General features: G+C 74.2%; 12 protein-coding genes. 7 read left to right on the top strand and 5 right to left on the bottom strand.

Translation table 11 applies throughout. The features are described 5' to 3' along the window. The first annotated feature begins 46 nt into the window (after nucleotides 1-46). Nucleotides 47-1,168, top strand: coding sequence for an OmpA family protein (locus tag ACI6QG_RS08670; RefSeq protein ID WP_407024193.1), 1,122 nt, complete (start codon nucleotides 47-49; stop codon nucleotides 1,166-1,168). 144 nt (nucleotides 1,169-1,312) lie between these two features. On the opposite strand, the gene ACI6QG_RS08665 is transcribed toward ACI6QG_RS08670, so the two are convergent. From ACI6QG_RS08665 to def, 3 genes are all read right to left on the bottom strand, one after another. After that, a complete protein-coding gene (locus ACI6QG_RS08665; protein ID WP_407024192.1) occupies nucleotides 1,313-1,813 on the bottom strand; it encodes a hypothetical protein in 501 nt (166 codons plus the stop codon). A gap of 110 nt (nucleotides 1,814-1,923) precedes the next feature. Further along, nucleotides 1,924-2,487 carry a COQ9 family protein gene (locus ACI6QG_RS08660; RefSeq protein WP_407024191.1) on the bottom strand — a complete coding sequence of 188 codons (564 nt, stop codon included), beginning with the start codon at nucleotides 2,485-2,487 and terminating at the stop codon, nucleotides 1,924-1,926. Next, on the bottom strand, nucleotides 2,484-2,984 hold the full coding sequence (def, locus tag ACI6QG_RS08655; protein ID WP_407024190.1) for a peptide deformylase: 501 nt from the start codon (nucleotides 2,982-2,984) through the stop codon (nucleotides 2,484-2,486). The genes ACI6QG_RS08660 and def overlap by 4 nt, the downstream gene beginning before the upstream one ends. Nucleotides 2,985-3,109: 125 nt before the next feature. On the opposite strand from def, the gene rpsU reads away from it, so the two are divergent. Together rpsU and ACI6QG_RS08645 are read left to right on the top strand one after the other, a co-directional pair. Beyond that, complete coding sequence (gene rpsU / locus ACI6QG_RS08650) at nucleotides 3,110-3,313, top strand: 30S ribosomal protein S21 (protein ID WP_027286066.1); 204 nt, start codon at nucleotides 3,110-3,112, stop codon at nucleotides 3,311-3,313. A 73-nt stretch (nucleotides 3,314-3,386) separates the two neighbouring features. Beyond that, nucleotides 3,387-4,274: a hypothetical protein gene (locus tag ACI6QG_RS08645; RefSeq protein ID WP_407024189.1), complete on the top strand. Its 888-nt coding sequence runs from the start codon at nucleotides 3,387-3,389 to the stop codon at nucleotides 4,272-4,274. Here the strand turns inward: ACI6QG_RS08645 and ACI6QG_RS08640 are convergent. Next, nucleotides 4,260-6,236, bottom strand: a complete 1,977-nt coding sequence (locus ACI6QG_RS08640; protein ID WP_407024188.1) for a protein-disulfide reductase DsbD family protein — start codon at nucleotides 6,234-6,236, stop codon at nucleotides 4,260-4,262. The two genes, ACI6QG_RS08645 and ACI6QG_RS08640, sit on opposite strands and share 15 nt — an antisense overlap. Nucleotides 6,237-6,367: 131 nt before the next feature. On the opposite strand from ACI6QG_RS08640, the gene ACI6QG_RS08635 reads away from it, so the two are divergent. After that, nucleotides 6,368-7,540: an OmpA family protein gene (locus tag ACI6QG_RS08635; protein WP_407024187.1), complete on the top strand. Its 1,173-nt coding sequence runs from the start codon at nucleotides 6,368-6,370 to the stop codon at nucleotides 7,538-7,540. A 219-nt stretch (nucleotides 7,541-7,759) separates the two neighbouring features. Here the strand turns inward: ACI6QG_RS08635 and ACI6QG_RS08630 are convergent, their stop codons facing one another. Continuing rightward, complete coding sequence (locus ACI6QG_RS08630; RefSeq protein ID WP_407024186.1) at nucleotides 7,760-9,457, bottom strand: AMP-dependent synthetase/ligase; 1,698 nt, start codon at nucleotides 9,455-9,457, stop codon at nucleotides 7,760-7,762. Nucleotides 9,458-9,514: 57 nt separating this feature from the next. Here ACI6QG_RS08630 and ACI6QG_RS08625 point away from each other — a divergent pair, with 57 nt between their 5' ends. The 3 genes from ACI6QG_RS08625 to ACI6QG_RS08615 all read left to right on the top strand — a co-directional run bounded on the left by ACI6QG_RS08625 (nucleotide 9,515) and on the right by ACI6QG_RS08615 (nucleotide 13,904). Beyond that, a complete protein-coding gene (locus tag ACI6QG_RS08625) occupies nucleotides 9,515-11,344 on the top strand; it encodes a M3 family oligoendopeptidase (RefSeq protein ID WP_407024185.1) in 1,830 nt (609 codons plus the stop codon). After that, nucleotides 11,341-12,690, top strand: a complete 1,350-nt coding sequence (locus ACI6QG_RS08620; protein WP_407024184.1) for an ABC1 kinase family protein — start codon at nucleotides 11,341-11,343, stop codon at nucleotides 12,688-12,690. Before ACI6QG_RS08625 ends, ACI6QG_RS08620 begins: the two co-directional genes overlap by 4 nt. A 71-nt stretch (nucleotides 12,691-12,761) precedes the next feature. Continuing rightward, on the top strand, nucleotides 12,762-13,904 hold the full coding sequence (locus tag ACI6QG_RS08615) for a Re/Si-specific NAD(P)(+) transhydrogenase subunit alpha (RefSeq protein WP_407024183.1): 1,143 nt from the start codon (nucleotides 12,762-12,764) through the stop codon (nucleotides 13,902-13,904). Nucleotides 13,905-13,912: the final 8 nt, after the last annotated feature.

Raw genomic sequence — 13,912 nt, 5'->3', positions numbered from 1 at the left:
CCCACGCAGCGACCGAACGAACGAGTTTGGATTAAGGAGAACGAGGATGAGCCTCAAGAAGGCCCTTCTGGCCGCGACCGTTCTGTCGCTGCCCGTGGCTGCGCAGGCGCAGCCGATCACCGGCCTGTACATCGGCGCCGGCGCCGGCGCCAACTATCGCGTCGAGAACGACAACAACCTGCCCGCCGGCCCGCGCCAGCTGGCGGCCAATGCCGGCCTGCAGCAGAACGGCAAGGTCGAGACCAACTGGGGCTACGTCGGCGTCGGCAGCATCGGCTGGGGCTTCGGCAACGGCATCCGCGCCGAGATCGAGGGCAACTACCGCAACAACTCCGTTGACACGGTGACGCTGTCCGGCCGCCAGGCCTTCTCCGCCGGTGGCACCATCCACCAGTACGGCGTGATGGCCAACGCCCTGTACGACTTCAACCAGTTCAACCTGGCTGGCTTCGTGCCGTATGTCGGCGTCGGCGCCGGCTACGTCTGGACGGACTTCCGCAACGTGCGCGGCGCCTCGGCCTTCCCGGGCCGCACCGGCTCCATCCGCATCGACGACCGTGACGGCCGCTTCGCCTACCAGGGCATCGCCGGTGTCGCCTACAACCTGTCCTCCGTGGCGCCCGGCCTGGCCGTGACCGCCGAGTACCGGTTCCTCGGCACGCTGGAGAACAAGCTGGACGGCCGCGGCACCCTGACGGGCGCCGGCGGTGGCACCGGCCCGATCCGCGCCGAGGGCGAGAGCTACAACCACAGCATCCTGCTGGGCCTGCGCTACGCGTTCAACGCGCCGCGTCCCGCCCCGGTGGTTGCCGTGGCCCCCGCGGCCGCCCCGGCCCCGGCCCGCACCTACCTGGTGTTCTTCGACTGGGATCGCGCCGACCTGACGGACCGCGCCCGCCAGATCATCGCCGAGGCCGCCCAGAACGCCCAGCGCGTCGGCAGCACCCGGATCGAGGTCTCTGGCCACGCCGACCGCACCGGCACCGCGCAGTACAACCAGCGCCTGTCGGTGCGCCGCGCCGAGGCCGTGGCCGCCGAGCTGGGCCGCCGCGGGATCGCCCGGAACCAGATCACGGTGCAGGGCTTCGGCTTCGACCGTCCGCTGGTCCCGACGGCCCAGGGCGTGCGCGAGCCGCAGAACCGCCGCGTCGAGATCGTCCTGCGCTAATCCCGCACGACGCCCTCACTGGCAAAGCGGGAGGCGGCCTTTGGGCCGCCTCCTTTTTTTGTGCCCGCGCGCCGGCTGGCGGCCATGAAAAAGGGCGGCGCCCGGTTGCCCGGGGCCGCCCCTGTCGGTCCGGGGAAGGACGCCTCAGCGGCCCTGGGCGCGCTGCTGGCGCGGCGCCGGCGCCGTGCAGGTCGGCAGGGAGTAGGTCTGCGGCACCTCCCGCGCCACGGAGATCTGCGCCAGCGCGGCGACGTTCGGCGCCGCCAGCGCCTCGGCGAACAGGCCCTGCTGGTTGCGGCAGAAGAAGGTGCCCTGGCTGATGCCCACCTGCGACTGCCCGTTGGCCAGGTTGGTGATGTACTGGTCGGTCTGGCGCTGGTGCTGGGAGCCGGCGACGCGGCGGAAATGCCCCTGCACGCCGCGGAAGGCGGCGGCCAGCTGCGGCTGGAACTGCGTCACGAAGCGGTTGTAGTCGTCGTGCCGCTCGCAGGAGATGGCGAGCACCATCAGCTGGCTCTGCAGCGCGCGCACCTGGAAATGCTGCTGCTCGGCCGGCTGCAGGCACTGCTGGGACTGCGCCGCGGCGAGGTTCGGGGTCAGGGCCAGCAGCGCCGCGCCGGCGAGAAGGCTACGCAGAGGCGTCATTCCGCCCGTTCTCCTGTTGCGGGCCCTGCCCGGACGATCCGGCCAGAATGGTGCAGGGCCAAAGGGGTGCGGGGGGTTCTACACGCCCCGCCTGAAAACGCGAAGCCCGTTCATGCCGCCTTGGGGTTTCTGCGGGGGGCCAGCTCGGCCAGGCGGCGGTCCAGGAAGGCCATCGCCTCCTCCATCTCCGGCGCGCGGGGCGACAGCCAGAAGGCCAGCGTGGCGCCGTACACCGCCGCCAGCGTGGCCCGCCGCGTGTACCAGGAGAAATCGGCCGAGGTGTCGCCCGCCGCGTGCCACATGGCGTCCGCCGTGCGCGCGGCGGTGCGCAGGGCCAGCGGCAGGTTCCACGGCAGCGCCAGCACGCGCAGCGCGCCGCGCAGCGCCTCGCGGTGGGGCTCCACCGCGCGCAGCCGCAGCTCCACCAGCCGCCGGACCCGCACGGGGATGCGCCAGGAGGCCATCTCCTCCAGCGCGGCGGCCGCCTCCATCTCCTCGTCGGCCAGGGCGGCCCAGTCGGCCACGGCGCCGGCGACGCCGCGGGGGAAGTGGCTGTCCACCAGGGCCGGGTCCTCGCCCGTGTCCAGGCAGGCGGCGCGCAGGGTGGCGGGGCTCCAGCCCTCCCACTCGGCGCGCTCCACGGCGGCGCGGATCAGCTTGGGCTCGGAATTCATGCGCGCGTCTCCATGCTGCGGGCGATCTCCTCGACGAAGCCCAGCCGCGACAGGTCGGGCATGCGGCTGAGGTAGAACACGCCGTCCAGGTGGTCGTTCTCGTGCTGCAGCACCCGGGCGGCAAGGCCCTCGGCCTCGCCGGACACCGGCTGCCCCTCCTCGTCCAGGCCGCTCCAGCGCACGCGGGCCGGGCGCTCCACCAGGCCGCGCAGGCCGGGGATGCTCAGGCAGCCCTCCCAGGCCATGGCGCGCTCCTCGCCCAGGGGGGCGAGGACGGGGTTGAACAGGGCACGCACCGCCTCGCCGTCGTGCCACAGGAACAGGCGCAGCGGCTGGTGCACCTGCGGCGCGGCCAGGCCGATGCCGCCGGCATCGGCCAGCGTCTCGCGCATGTCGGCCACCAGGCGGCGCATCTCCGGCGCGCCGGGGCGGGCGACGGGCGCGGCGGCGCCGAGCAGGACGGGGTGGCCCATGCGGGCGATCTTGAGCAGGGCCATGGCTCCCATGCAGATGCGGGCGAAAAAGCGCTTGGCCAAGGGGGGCATCGGTGGTATCGCGCCGCTTCCGGTCCCGGGGCGGCTGTCGCACCGTGGCCTTCTGCGCACCGAGGAGATCGCGCCGCGTGCAAGTCGTCGTTCGGGACAACAATGTGGACCAGGCGCTGAAGGCGCTGAAGAAGAAGCTCCAGCGTGAGGGCGTGTTCCGGGAGATGAAGCTCCGGCGCCACTACGAGAAGCCGTCCGAGCGCCGTGCCCGCGAGGCCGCCGAGGCCGTGCGCCGCGCCCGCAAGGTGGAGCGCAAGCGCATCGAGCGCGAGGGCTTCTGAGCCCCCGCGGGGCCGCCTTCCGGCCCCGTCCATGACCCGGCATCCGGCACGGCCGCGGCACCGCCGCGGCGCCGTGCTCGCTTGTCTGGCGCTGTGCGCCGCCGGCCCGGCGCGGGCCGACGCCATCCTTCCCTTCCTCGTGCAGTCGGATTGCCTGCCCTGGGCCTGCCCGGGCGGGCCGATGCTGCGCGCCGGCGACCCCCTGCCCTGGCGCAAGCACGACTGGCCCGACGCCCGCTGGAACCCCGCCCCGCCCCTGGGCCACCAGGCCAGCGACTCGGTGCTGCTGCGCTTCCGCGGCGCCGAGGCGGTGATGCAATCCTTCGACTTCGGCGACGGCGCCCGCCGCTTCGGCCGCTTCGACGCCGGGCAGGGCGATGGCGGCCAGGTGCTGGTCCGCACGCCCGAGGGCTGGGCCATCGCGCTGACGGAGGATGGCGGCAACGGCGTGCAATGGTTCCAGCGCCCCGACTGCACCCCTGGCGGCTGGCTGGTCGCCGGCCCCGCCGCCGGGCCGGAATGGCAGGAGGCGGTGGCGCCGCTGCACCTGCGCCGCGGCCCCGCCGAGTGCCCCGCTCAGCTGGACCGCAGCCTGACCCGCTGGCGCATCCAACCGGTGGAATACCCTTGGCGCTCGCCCAGCCTGGCGGGGGGCCGCTTCACCGCCGCGACCCTGCTGTCCGAGCACTACAGCCACCCCGCCGTGCGGGAATCCGACCACCTGGAGCGCTCCTGGCACGCGCTTCACCTGGGCCTGCTGCGCTGGGAGCGGTGGGAGGCGGCGCCCAGCCCCGCCCAGCACCGACAGGCCGACGATCTCGCCGCCTCCGGCCGCTGCCCCCCGGTGGCGGGGGACGAGGCCCCGGCGCCGGGCTGGCGGCGGCTGGATTGCCGGATGTGGACGAATTTCGCCCCAGGCCCGGTCAGCCCGGCGCCCTGGCCGGCCTCACAGCGCCCGTAGTGCGGCGCGCAGCGCCCCTTCCGTCAGCAGCTGCGGCAGCACCGCGGGCTCCCCGCCCCCGGCCGGGTACAGCAGGTAGAGCGGCACGCCGTCCCGCCCGTGCTGGCGCAGCAGCGCGGTGATGGCGGCGTCGCCCCGCGTCCAGTCGCCCACCAGCACCGCCACGTTGCGCTCGGCGAAGGCGGCGCGCGCGCCCTCGGTCTCCAGCGCCACGCGCTCGTTCACCTTGCAGGTGATGCACCAGGCGGCGGTGAGGTTGACGAAGACCGGCCGCCCCTCGGCCTGCAGCGCGGCCACGCGGGCGGCGGACCACGCCTCGCCCGCGGCGGCGCGGGCGGGGGCGGCGGCGGGCGCGGCTTCCAGCGCCGGCAGCAGGGCCAGCGCCCCGCCCAGGGCCAGCGGCGCCAGCACGCGGCCGGGCCGCGCCCCCAGGCCCCACGCCCAGGCGGCCAGCGCCACCAGCACGCCGCCGGCCAGCACCGCCGCCAGCCCGTCCGGCCCGGCCTGCTGCGCCAGCACCCAGGCCAGCCAGGCCGCGGCGCCGTACATGGGGAAGGCCAGGAACTGCCGCAGCCGCTCCATCCAGGGGCCGGGGCGCGGCACCGCGCGCGCCAGGGCGGGGAAGGCGGCGAGCAGGGCGTAGGGCAGCGCCAGCCCGGCGCCCAGCGCGGCGAAGACGCCCAGCGCCCAGCCGGGCGGCAGCACCAGCGCCGCCCCCAGCGCCGGGGCCATGAAGGGGGCGGTGCAGGGCGTGGCCACCAGCACCGCCAGCAGCCCGGTGGCGAAGGCGCCGCGCGTGCCCGCCAGCGCCGGCCCGCGCAGGGCGAAGACGCCCGACAGGTTCAGCCCCACCGCCAGCATCACCCAGGCCATCGCGGCGACGAAGGCCGGGTGGGTGAACTGGAAGCCCCAGCCTGCCGCCTGCCCGCCCAAGCGCAGCGCCAGCAGCCCCGCGCCCAGCCCCAGGAACCCCGCCACCACCCCGGCCACGTAGCCCGCGGCATCGCGCCGCACCGCGGCCGCCCCGGCGCCGCCCAGCCGGGCCAGCGCCATGGCCTTCATCGCCAGCACGGGGAACACGCAGGGCATCAGGTTCAGCACCAGCCCGCCCAGCAGCGCCAGCGCCAGCGCCTGCCACGGCGCCGGCCCGGCGGCTTCCGGCGGGCCCGGCGGCGCGGACAGGGTGAAGCCCGCCCGCTGCCCGCCGGCATCGGTCAGCACCAGCACCCCCTCCAGCGGGCCGGCCGGCGCGCCGGGCGCCAGGGGCAGCGCCAGGGTCAGCGCGCCCTCGCGCACCGACAGGCGCTGCGGCGGCGGGTTCAGCAGCCGGTCCTGCGCGAAGGGGAAGAAGGCGGCCTCGCGCACCCGGCCGGGGCCGATGGCGTCCCCCTCCACCCGCAGCACCCCTTCGGGCGACAGGCGCGCGGCGAAGGGCGCGGGGCGGGGCAGCGCGGCTTCGGCGGCGGCGAAGCGCACCGCCTCGGCCGGGCGGGCGGCCGCCTCCACCGGCAGGTCGAGGACGAAGCGGCCTTCCTCGGGGATGCAGACATCGGCGCAGGCCAGCCAGGTGGCCTCGGCCACCAGCCGGGCGCGGCTGCCGGGGCGCAGCGTCGCCGGCGCGGTGGCGGCCAGCGGCAGCACCACCTCGCCGGTGTAGCCGAAGTTCATCAGCGGCCCGAAGGCGATGCGCCCGGGCAGCGGGAAGCGCAGCGGCCCGGCCTGCCAGGCGGGGTCCAGCGCCACTTCCGGCGCGGCGCCGGCATCGCCGGGGTTGGACCAGTAGGTGTGCCAGCCCGGCGCCATGCGCAGCCGCAGCGCCAGCCGGAACTCCTCGCCCGGGGCAAGGGCGGCGCGGTCGGCCAGCAGGGTGGCGGTGACGCGCGGCGTCGCCACCGCGGGGGATTCCGCCCCCAGGGCCGGGGCGGCGAGGGACAACGCCAGCAGGAGGGGGATCGCGCGCATCACGGCTGCGGTGATGGGGCGGGTGTGGCTTTCTTGCAACCACGAAGATTCATGTGCAACCATTCCGAAACCGCCGTTCAGACCAGCGGTTGTGCCCGCATCCATTGGCAACTTCCCCGGGGGAACCTGACATGCCTCGCCTCAAGCACGCCCTGCTCGCCGGTGCCGCCGTCCTCGGCCTCCCGGCCGCGGCCTCGGCCCAGTCCAGCTACTTCAGCATGGACCGCTGGCGCGTCGCGCCGCACAACACCGTCACCGGCTTCTACATCGGCGCCGGCGCCGGCGTGAACCTGCACGAGAACACCCGCCTCTCGCCCAACAACACGCTGGCCGGCGGGCTGGCCCCGCTGGGCGTGGGCGGCCGCGGCACCGCCATCTTCACCCCGGGCTTCGTCGGCGTCGGCTCCGTCGGCTACGGGCTGGGCAACGGCCTGCGCTTCGAGGTCGAGGGCTCCTACCGCGAGAACGAGGTGGAGAAGGTGCGCGGCTTCACCGGGCTGCCGCTGCGCAACCGCGCCGACGGCACCCAGCGCACCTACGGCGTGATGGGCAACATCCTGTACGACTTCGCCATCCCGGGCGTGCCCTGGTTCACGCCCTACATCGGCGGCGGCGCCGGCTACATGTGGCGCGAATGGGACGGCGTGCAGGCGGTGAACGTGCCCGGCACGGCGGCCCTGCGCTCCCGCGCGGTCGAGGGCGCCTTCGCCTGGCAGGCCATCGGCGGCTTCGCGGTTCCCTTCACCTCGGTGCCCGGCCTCGCCCTGACGGCGGAGTACCGCTACCTCGGCACCATGCACGAGGACTTCAACACCCGTGCGGTGGCGCTGCCCTCCGGCGCCGGGCTGGCCGGCGGCACGATCAAGGCCACCAGCGCCAACCACTCGGTGCTGCTGGGCCTGCGCTACGCCTTCAACCAGCCGCGCCCGGCGCCCGTCGCCGCCGTGGCCCCGGCCCCGGCCGCCCCGGCCCCGGCCCGCACCTACCTGGTCTTCTTCGACTGGGACCGCGCCGACCTGACCGACCGCGCCCGGCAGATCATCGCCGACGCGGCGCAGAACGCGCGCCGGGTGCAGACCACGCGCATCGAGGTGAGCGGCCACGCCGACCGCACCGGCACCGCGCAGTACAACCAGCGCCTGTCCGTGCGCCGCGGCGAGGCGGTGGCGGGCGAGCTGGTCCGCAACGGCATCAGCCGCAGCGAGATCAGCGTGCAGGGCTTCGGCTTCGAGCGCCCGCTGGTGCCGACCGCCCAGGGCGTGCGCGAGCCGCAGAACCGCCGCGTGGAGATCGTCCTGCGCTGATCGCGCGGAACGGAATGGAAGGGGGCGCGGCAGCGATGCCGCGCCCCTTTCGCGTGCCGGGCGTCCGGCCCTCGCAGGCCCGGGCGCGCGAGGCGCGCCCCGCCGCCAGACCGCGCTTCCGGCACGCGCATGGGTGGCGCGGCGCCAGCCCAGCCGCCGGAAGCTGCGCCCGTCGCCTGAGGGCGGAACATCCGGCACCGGCGGCTGGACGCCGCGCCTTCAGCCCGGCTCGGCGAGGAGGCGCCGGTGCGCCTCCAGCACCTGCCGGCGCTTCACCTTCATGGTGGGCGTCATCAGCCCGTTCTCCACCGTGAAGGGCTCCTCCAGCACCACCGTGCGGCGGATGCGCTCCACCGGCGAGAGCTGGGCGTTCACCCGCTTCACCGCCGCCGCCACGTCATTCCCCCCTGGGCGCCCCTCGGCGGGGACGACGAGGGCCACCACGCCCGACTGCCCCTCGCCGCCCACCACCGCCTGGGCCACCTCCGGCTCGCCGGCCAGCAGCGCCTCCAGCTTGGCCGGCGCCACCATGTCCCCGCCCTTGAGCTTGATGAAGTCGCGCTTGCGGTCGGTGATGTGGATGCGCCCGTCGCGGATCTCGGCCACGTCGCCGGTGTGCAGCCAGCCGTCGCGCATGGCGCCCAGCGTCGCCGTCTCGGCGTTCCAGTAGCCCAGCATCACCAGCTCGCCGCGCACCAGCAGCTCCCCGTCCTCGGCCACCATCACCTCCACCCCGTCCAGCGGGCGGCCGACGGAGCGGCGGTCATTGTCCCAGGGGCGGTTGACGCTGATCACCGGCCCGGCCTCCGTCTGGCCGTAGCCCTGCACCACCGGCACGCCCAGCGCCAGGAAGAAGCCCGACAGCGCCGGGTCCAGCCGCGCGCCGCCGCAGACCATGGCGAGCACCCGGCCGCCGAAGCGCTCCGCCACCTTGCGGCGCACCAGCCGGTCCAGCACGCGGTCCTCCAGCCGTTCCAGCAGGCCCAGCGGCGGGCCGTCCAGCCGGCGCATCCCCAGCGCCAGGGCGCGGTGGAACAGCCGGGCCTTGAGGCCGCCGGCCTTCTCCACCCCCTGGGCGATGCGCTCGCGCAGCACTTCATACAGGCGCGGCACGGTGGTCATGATGTGGGGGCGGATCTCGGTGAACTCGGCCGAGAGCTTGTCCGCCCCGCGGGAGAAGACGACTTCCGCCCCCGCCGCCGGCATGGCGAAGCCGCCCACCGTGTGCTCGTAGGAATGCGACATCGGCAGGAAGGAGAGGTAGACCGGCTGCTCGACGCCCGCGAACAGCTGCGCCAGCAGCACGCCCAGCCCGCGGCAATTGGCCAGCAGGGCGCGGTGCGGCAGCATCACCCCGCGCGGCAGCCCCCCGGTGCCGGAGGTGTAGACCAGGCAGGCCAGCCGCCCGTCGGGGATCTGCTCCACCTCGGCCATCAGCATCGCCGCGTCGGCCGGGGTGGCGGTCAGCGTGGCCCAGGGCAGGGTGCCCTCGGGCGGGTCGTCCATGCAGACCACCAGCTCCAGTTCCGGCACGGCCTGGCGCAGCCGCGCCGCCAGCGCGGGGGTGGAGACGATGGCCGCCCGCGCGCCGCTGTCCATCAGGATGTGGGCGTGGTCGTTCACCGTGTTGGTGACGTAGGTCGGCACGGTGATGGCGCCGATGCTCATGATGGCGTTGTCGGCGATGAGGAACTCGGGCCGGTTCTCCGCCACCAGCACCACGCGGTCGCCGGGCATCACGCCCTGCGCGCGCAGCCCGGCGGCGCAGTCGGCCACCGCCTGCACGAAGGCGCCGCGCGGCATGGAGCGCCACGCGCCGCCGCGGTGGAAGCGCAGCATCGGCCGGTCCGGCGCCTTCCGCGCCAGGGCCATCAGCAGCCCCGGCAGGCTGGTGGCGTCCTCGATCTCGCGTCCCATCCGGTTCCCCCGCTTCCTGGCGCTTGGCCGCGCCGTGCGCCCGCTTATATGGAAGCCATGCCCGACCGCCAAAGCCGCCCCGCCCCCGTCTTCGCCCCCCTGGACGCCGCCGGCGGCGCCGGCGCCGCCCTGCCCGCGTGGGACCTGGCGGACCTCTACGCCGGCACGGAGGACCCGCGCATCGCCGCCGACCTGGACCGCGCCGAGGCGGAGGCGCGCGCCTTCGCCGAGCGCCTGGCCGGCCGGCTGGAGGGCCTCTCGGGCGACGCCATGGCCCAGGCGCTGCTGGACTACGAGCGCATCGAGGAGGTGCTGGGCCGGGTGATGAGCTTCGCCCAGCTGCTGTTCGCTTCCGATGCGCAGGCGCCGGAGCACGGCCGCTTCCAGCAGACGATGAGCGAGCGCGTCACCGCCATCTCCTCCCACCTCGTGTTCTTCACGCTGGAGCTGAACCGGGTGCCGGAGGCGGTGCTGGAGGCCAAGCTGGCCGCCTCGCCCGCGCTGGCCGCCTGGCGTCCCTGGCTGCGCGACCTGCGCGTGTGGCTGCCGCACCAGCTGCCCGACGAGATGGAGAAGCTGCTGCACGAGAAGGAGGTGACCGGCCGCGCCGCCTGGAACCGCCTGTTCGACGAGACGATGGCGAACATGCAGGTGAAGGTGGGCGAGGAGGAGCTGTCCGTCTCCGCCGCGCTCAACAAGCTCAGCGACGCCGACCGCGCGGTGCGCGAGGCCGCGGCGCGCGGCGTCTCCGCCGCCTTCGGCGAGCGCGTGCGCCTGTTCGCGCTGATCACCAACACGCTGGCCAAGGACAAGGAGGTGATGGACAAGTGGCGCCGCCACCCCCGCCCCGGCTCCTCCCGCAACCGCGCCAACATGGTCGAGGACGAGGTGGTGGACGCGCTGGTGACGGCGGTGCGCGAGAGCTACGGCCGCCTGTCCCACCGCTACTACGCCATGAAGGCGCGGTGGCTGGGCCTGCCCAGGCTCCAGCACTGGGACCGCAACGCGCCGCTGCCGCGCGACGCCGACGCCACCATCCCCTGGCCGGAGGCGGTGCGCCAGGTGCGCGAGGCCTACCGCGCCTTCTCGCCGGAGCTGGAGCGCGTGGCCGCGCCCTTCTTCGACCGGCCCTGGATCGACGCCGCGCTGCGCCCGGGCAAGGCCTCGGGCGCCTTCGCCCACCCCACCGTGCCCAGCGCGCACCCCTACCTGCTGCTGAACTACCACGGCAAGGCGCGCGACGTGATGACCCTGGCGCATGAGCTGGGCCACGGCGTGCACCAGCGCCTGGCGGCGGACCAGGGCTACCTGCGCTCCTCCACCCCGCTGACCCTGGCCGAGACCGCGAGCGTGTTCGGCGAGATGCTGACCTTCCGCGCCATGCTGGACGCGGAAGCCGACCCGGCGCGGCGCCGCCTGCTGCTGGCCTCCAAGGTGGAGGACATGCTGAACACCGTGGTGCGCCAGGTCGCCTTCTACCGCTTCGAGACGCTGCTGCACGAGGAGCGCCGCCAGGGCGAGCTGAGCGCGGAGCGCATCGGCGAGATCTGGATGGAGGTGCAGCGCGAGAGCCTGGGCCCGGCCTTCGAGTTCACGCCGGACTACGCGGTGTACTGGTCCTACATCCCGCACTTCGTCCACACGCCCTTCTACGTCTACGCCTACGCCTTCGGGGACTGCCTGGTGAACGCCCTGTACGGCGTGTTCCGCGAGGGCTCGGTGCCCGACTTCGAGCGCAAGTACATCGAGATGCTGCGCGCCGGCGGCACCCTGCGCCACGGCGAGCTGCTGGCGCCCTTCGGCCTGGACGCCTCCAAGCCCGACTTCTGGAAGCGCGGGCTGGACGTCATCGCGGGCTTCATCGACGAGCTGGAGGCGGCGGCATGAGCGAGCGCGACAACTCGCTGTTCGGCGAGGTGCGGCGCATGGTCCGCACCTCCGGCGCCGTCACCGGCATCGCCGCCCGCGTGGCGGGCGAGCGCTTCCTGGGCATCAAGACCGACAAGGGCGCCCATGCCGAGGACCTGAAGAAGATCCTGGGCGGGCTGAAGGGCCCGATGATGAAGGTGGCGCAGTTCCTGTCCACCGTGCCCGACGCCCTGCCCGAGGAATACGCGCGCGAGCTTGCGACGCTGCAGGCCAACGCGCCCGCCATGGGCTGGGCCTTCGTGAAGCGCCGCATGTCCACCGAGCTGGGCCCGGACTGGCAGGGCCGCTTCGCCTCCTTCGGGCAGGAGGCCGCGGCCGCCGCCTCGCTGGGCCAGGTGCACCGCGCCCGCCTGCCCGACGGCACCGAGGTCGCCTGCAAGCTGCAATACCCCGACATGCCCTCGGTGGTGGAGGCCGACCTGCGCCAGCTCAAGCTGGCGATGCAGCTCTACCGCCGCATGGACTCCTCGCTGGACAACGAGGAAGCCTACGAGGAGCTGAAGACCCGCCTGCGCGAGGAGCTGGACTACGAGCGCGAGGCGGCGCAGCAGCGCCTCTACGGCCTGATGCTGGCCGACGAGCCCGCCATCCGGGTGCCGCAGCCGGTGCAGTCGCTGACCACCAAGCGCCTGCTGACCATGACCTGGCTCGACGGCAGCTCCATCCTCCGCCGCATCGAGGAGGAGCCCGACCTGGAGGAGCGCAACGCCTACGCCCGCGCGCTGTTCGCCGCCTGGTACAAGCCGCTCTACCGCTACGGCGTCATCCACGGCGACCCGCACCTGGGCAACTACCAGGTGCGCGTGCCCGACCGCGGCATCAACCTGCTGGACTTCGGCACCATCCGCGTCTTCCCGCCCTCCTTCGTCGGCGGCGTCATCTCGCTCTACGAGGCGGTGCGCGACGGCGACGAGGAGAAGGCCGCCCACGCCTTCGAGACCTGGGGCTTCCGCAACCTGCCGCGCGAGACCATGCGCGTGCTCTACAAGTGGGCGGAGTTCCTCTACGAGCCGCTGCTGCAGGACCGCGTGCGCCGCATCCAGGAGACGGACGACCCCACCTTCGGCCGCAAGGTGGCGGAGGAGGTGCACAAGGGCCTCAAGCGCACCGGCGGGGTGCGGGTGCCGCGGGAGTTCCCCCTGATGGACCGCGCCGCCATCGGCCTGGGCTCCGTCTTCTTCCGCCTGAAGGCCGAGCTGAACTGGCACCGCCTGTTCATGGAGCTGACGGAGGGCTTCGAGGAAGGCAAGCTGGCCGAACGGCAGGCAGCCGCCCTGGCCGCGGCGGGGGTCCCGCCGGGCTGAGGCCCAATCCCCCCATTGCGCCTTCCTCTGCCCCGTGCCTATGCAGGCGGGGTTGAGAAGAGGGTGCCCTCATGCGTCTTGCCGTCCTGAAGGAACGCCGCGCCGGGGAATCGCGCGTGGCCGCCACGCCGGAGACGGTGAAGAAGCTGAAATCCCTGGGCCTGGACGTGGCGGTCGAGGCCGGGGCCGGCCTCGCCTCCGGCTTCCCGGATGCCGACTACGCCGCCGCCGGGGCCGAGGTGACGGCGGACGCCGCCGGCGCACTCAACGGCGCGGGCATCGTCTTCAAGGTCCGCGCGCCGCTGGGCACCGGCGAGGGCGCGGTGGACGAGCTGTCCCTCATCCCGCGCGGGGCGCTGCTGCTGGCGACCATGGGCGCCGACGCCCATGCCGTGCAGACCCTGGCGAACCTGGGCATCGATGCCGCCGCCATGGAGCTGCTGCCGCGCATCACCCGCGCGCAGAGCATGGACGTGCTGTCCTCCCAGGCCAACCTCGCCGGCTACCGCGCCGTCATCGAGGGCGCGGCCGCCTTCGACCGCGGCTTCCCCATGCTGATGACCGCCGCCGGCACCGTGCCGGCCGCCAACGTCTTCGTGATGGGCGCGGGCGTGGCGGGCCTGCAGGCCATCGCCACCGGGCGCCGGCTGGGCGGGCGGGTTTCCGCCACCGACGTGCGGCCGGCGGCGAAGGAGGAGATCAAGTCGCTCGGCGCCGCCTTCGTCGGCTACGAGGATGAGGAAAGCAAGGCGGCGCAGACCAGCGGCGGCTACGCCAAGCAGCTCTCCGCCGAGTTCTACGCCAAGCAGGCGGAGGTGATCGCCGCGCACATCGCCAAGCAGGACGTGGTGGTGTGCACCGCGCTGGTGCAGGGCCGCAAGGCGCCCACGCTGGTGACCAAGGCGATGGTCGCCTCCATGAAGCCCGGCAGCGTGATCGTGGACATCGCCGCCGATGCCGGCGGCAATTGCGAGGAAACCCGCCCGGGCGAGCTGCACGTCACGGCGAACGGCGTGAAGGTGCTGGGCTGGACCAACTGGCCCGGCCGCATCCCCGCCGCCGCCTCGGCGCTCTATGCCCGCAACCTGCTGACCCTGCTCTCCACCTTCTGGGACAAGGACGCCCAGGCGCCGAAGCTGCCGGCGGAGGACGAGATCGTGCAGGGCGTCATGCTCACCCGCGGCGGCGCCGTGGTCCACAAGAACTTCGTCTGAGGGGCACC

The organism is Sabulicella flocculans (assembly GCF_045449635.1).
In the GTDB taxonomy this organism is placed as follows: Bacteria; Pseudomonadota; Alphaproteobacteria; order Acetobacterales; family Acetobacteraceae; genus Roseococcus.
This window is presented reverse-complemented; position numbering and strand designations above follow the sequence as displayed.

What these genes read in the sequence shown, in the direction of transcription:
- ACI6QG_RS08670 (WP_407024193.1), top strand. Translation starts at nt 47, where the DNA reads ATGAGCCTCAAGAAGGCCCTTCTGGCCGCGACCGTTCTGTCGCTGCCC.
- ACI6QG_RS08665 (WP_407024192.1), bottom strand. Translation starts at nt 1,813, where the DNA reads ATGACGCCTCTGCGTAGCCTTCTCGCCGGCGCGGCGCTGCTGGCCCTG.
- ACI6QG_RS08660 (WP_407024191.1), bottom strand. Translation starts at nt 2,487, where the DNA reads ATGAATTCCGAGCCCAAGCTGATCCGCGCCGCCGTGGAGCGCGCCGAG.
- def (WP_407024190.1), bottom strand. Translation starts at nt 2,984, where the DNA reads ATGGCCCTGCTCAAGATCGCCCGCATGGGCCACCCCGTCCTGCTCGGC.
- ACI6QG_RS08640 (WP_407024188.1), bottom strand. Translation starts at nt 6,236, where the DNA reads ATGCGCGCGATCCCCCTCCTGCTGGCGTTGTCCCTCGCCGCCCCGGCC.
- ACI6QG_RS08635 (WP_407024187.1), top strand. Translation starts at nt 6,368, where the DNA reads ATGCCTCGCCTCAAGCACGCCCTGCTCGCCGGTGCCGCCGTCCTCGGC.
- ACI6QG_RS08630 (WP_407024186.1), bottom strand. Translation starts at nt 9,457, where the DNA reads ATGGGACGCGAGATCGAGGACGCCACCAGCCTGCCGGGGCTGCTGATG.
- ACI6QG_RS08625 (WP_407024185.1), top strand. Translation starts at nt 9,515, where the DNA reads ATGCCCGACCGCCAAAGCCGCCCCGCCCCCGTCTTCGCCCCCCTGGAC.
- ACI6QG_RS08620 (WP_407024184.1), top strand. Translation starts at nt 11,341, where the DNA reads ATGAGCGAGCGCGACAACTCGCTGTTCGGCGAGGTGCGGCGCATGGTC.
- ACI6QG_RS08615 (WP_407024183.1), top strand. Translation starts at nt 12,762, where the DNA reads ATGCGTCTTGCCGTCCTGAAGGAACGCCGCGCCGGGGAATCGCGCGTG.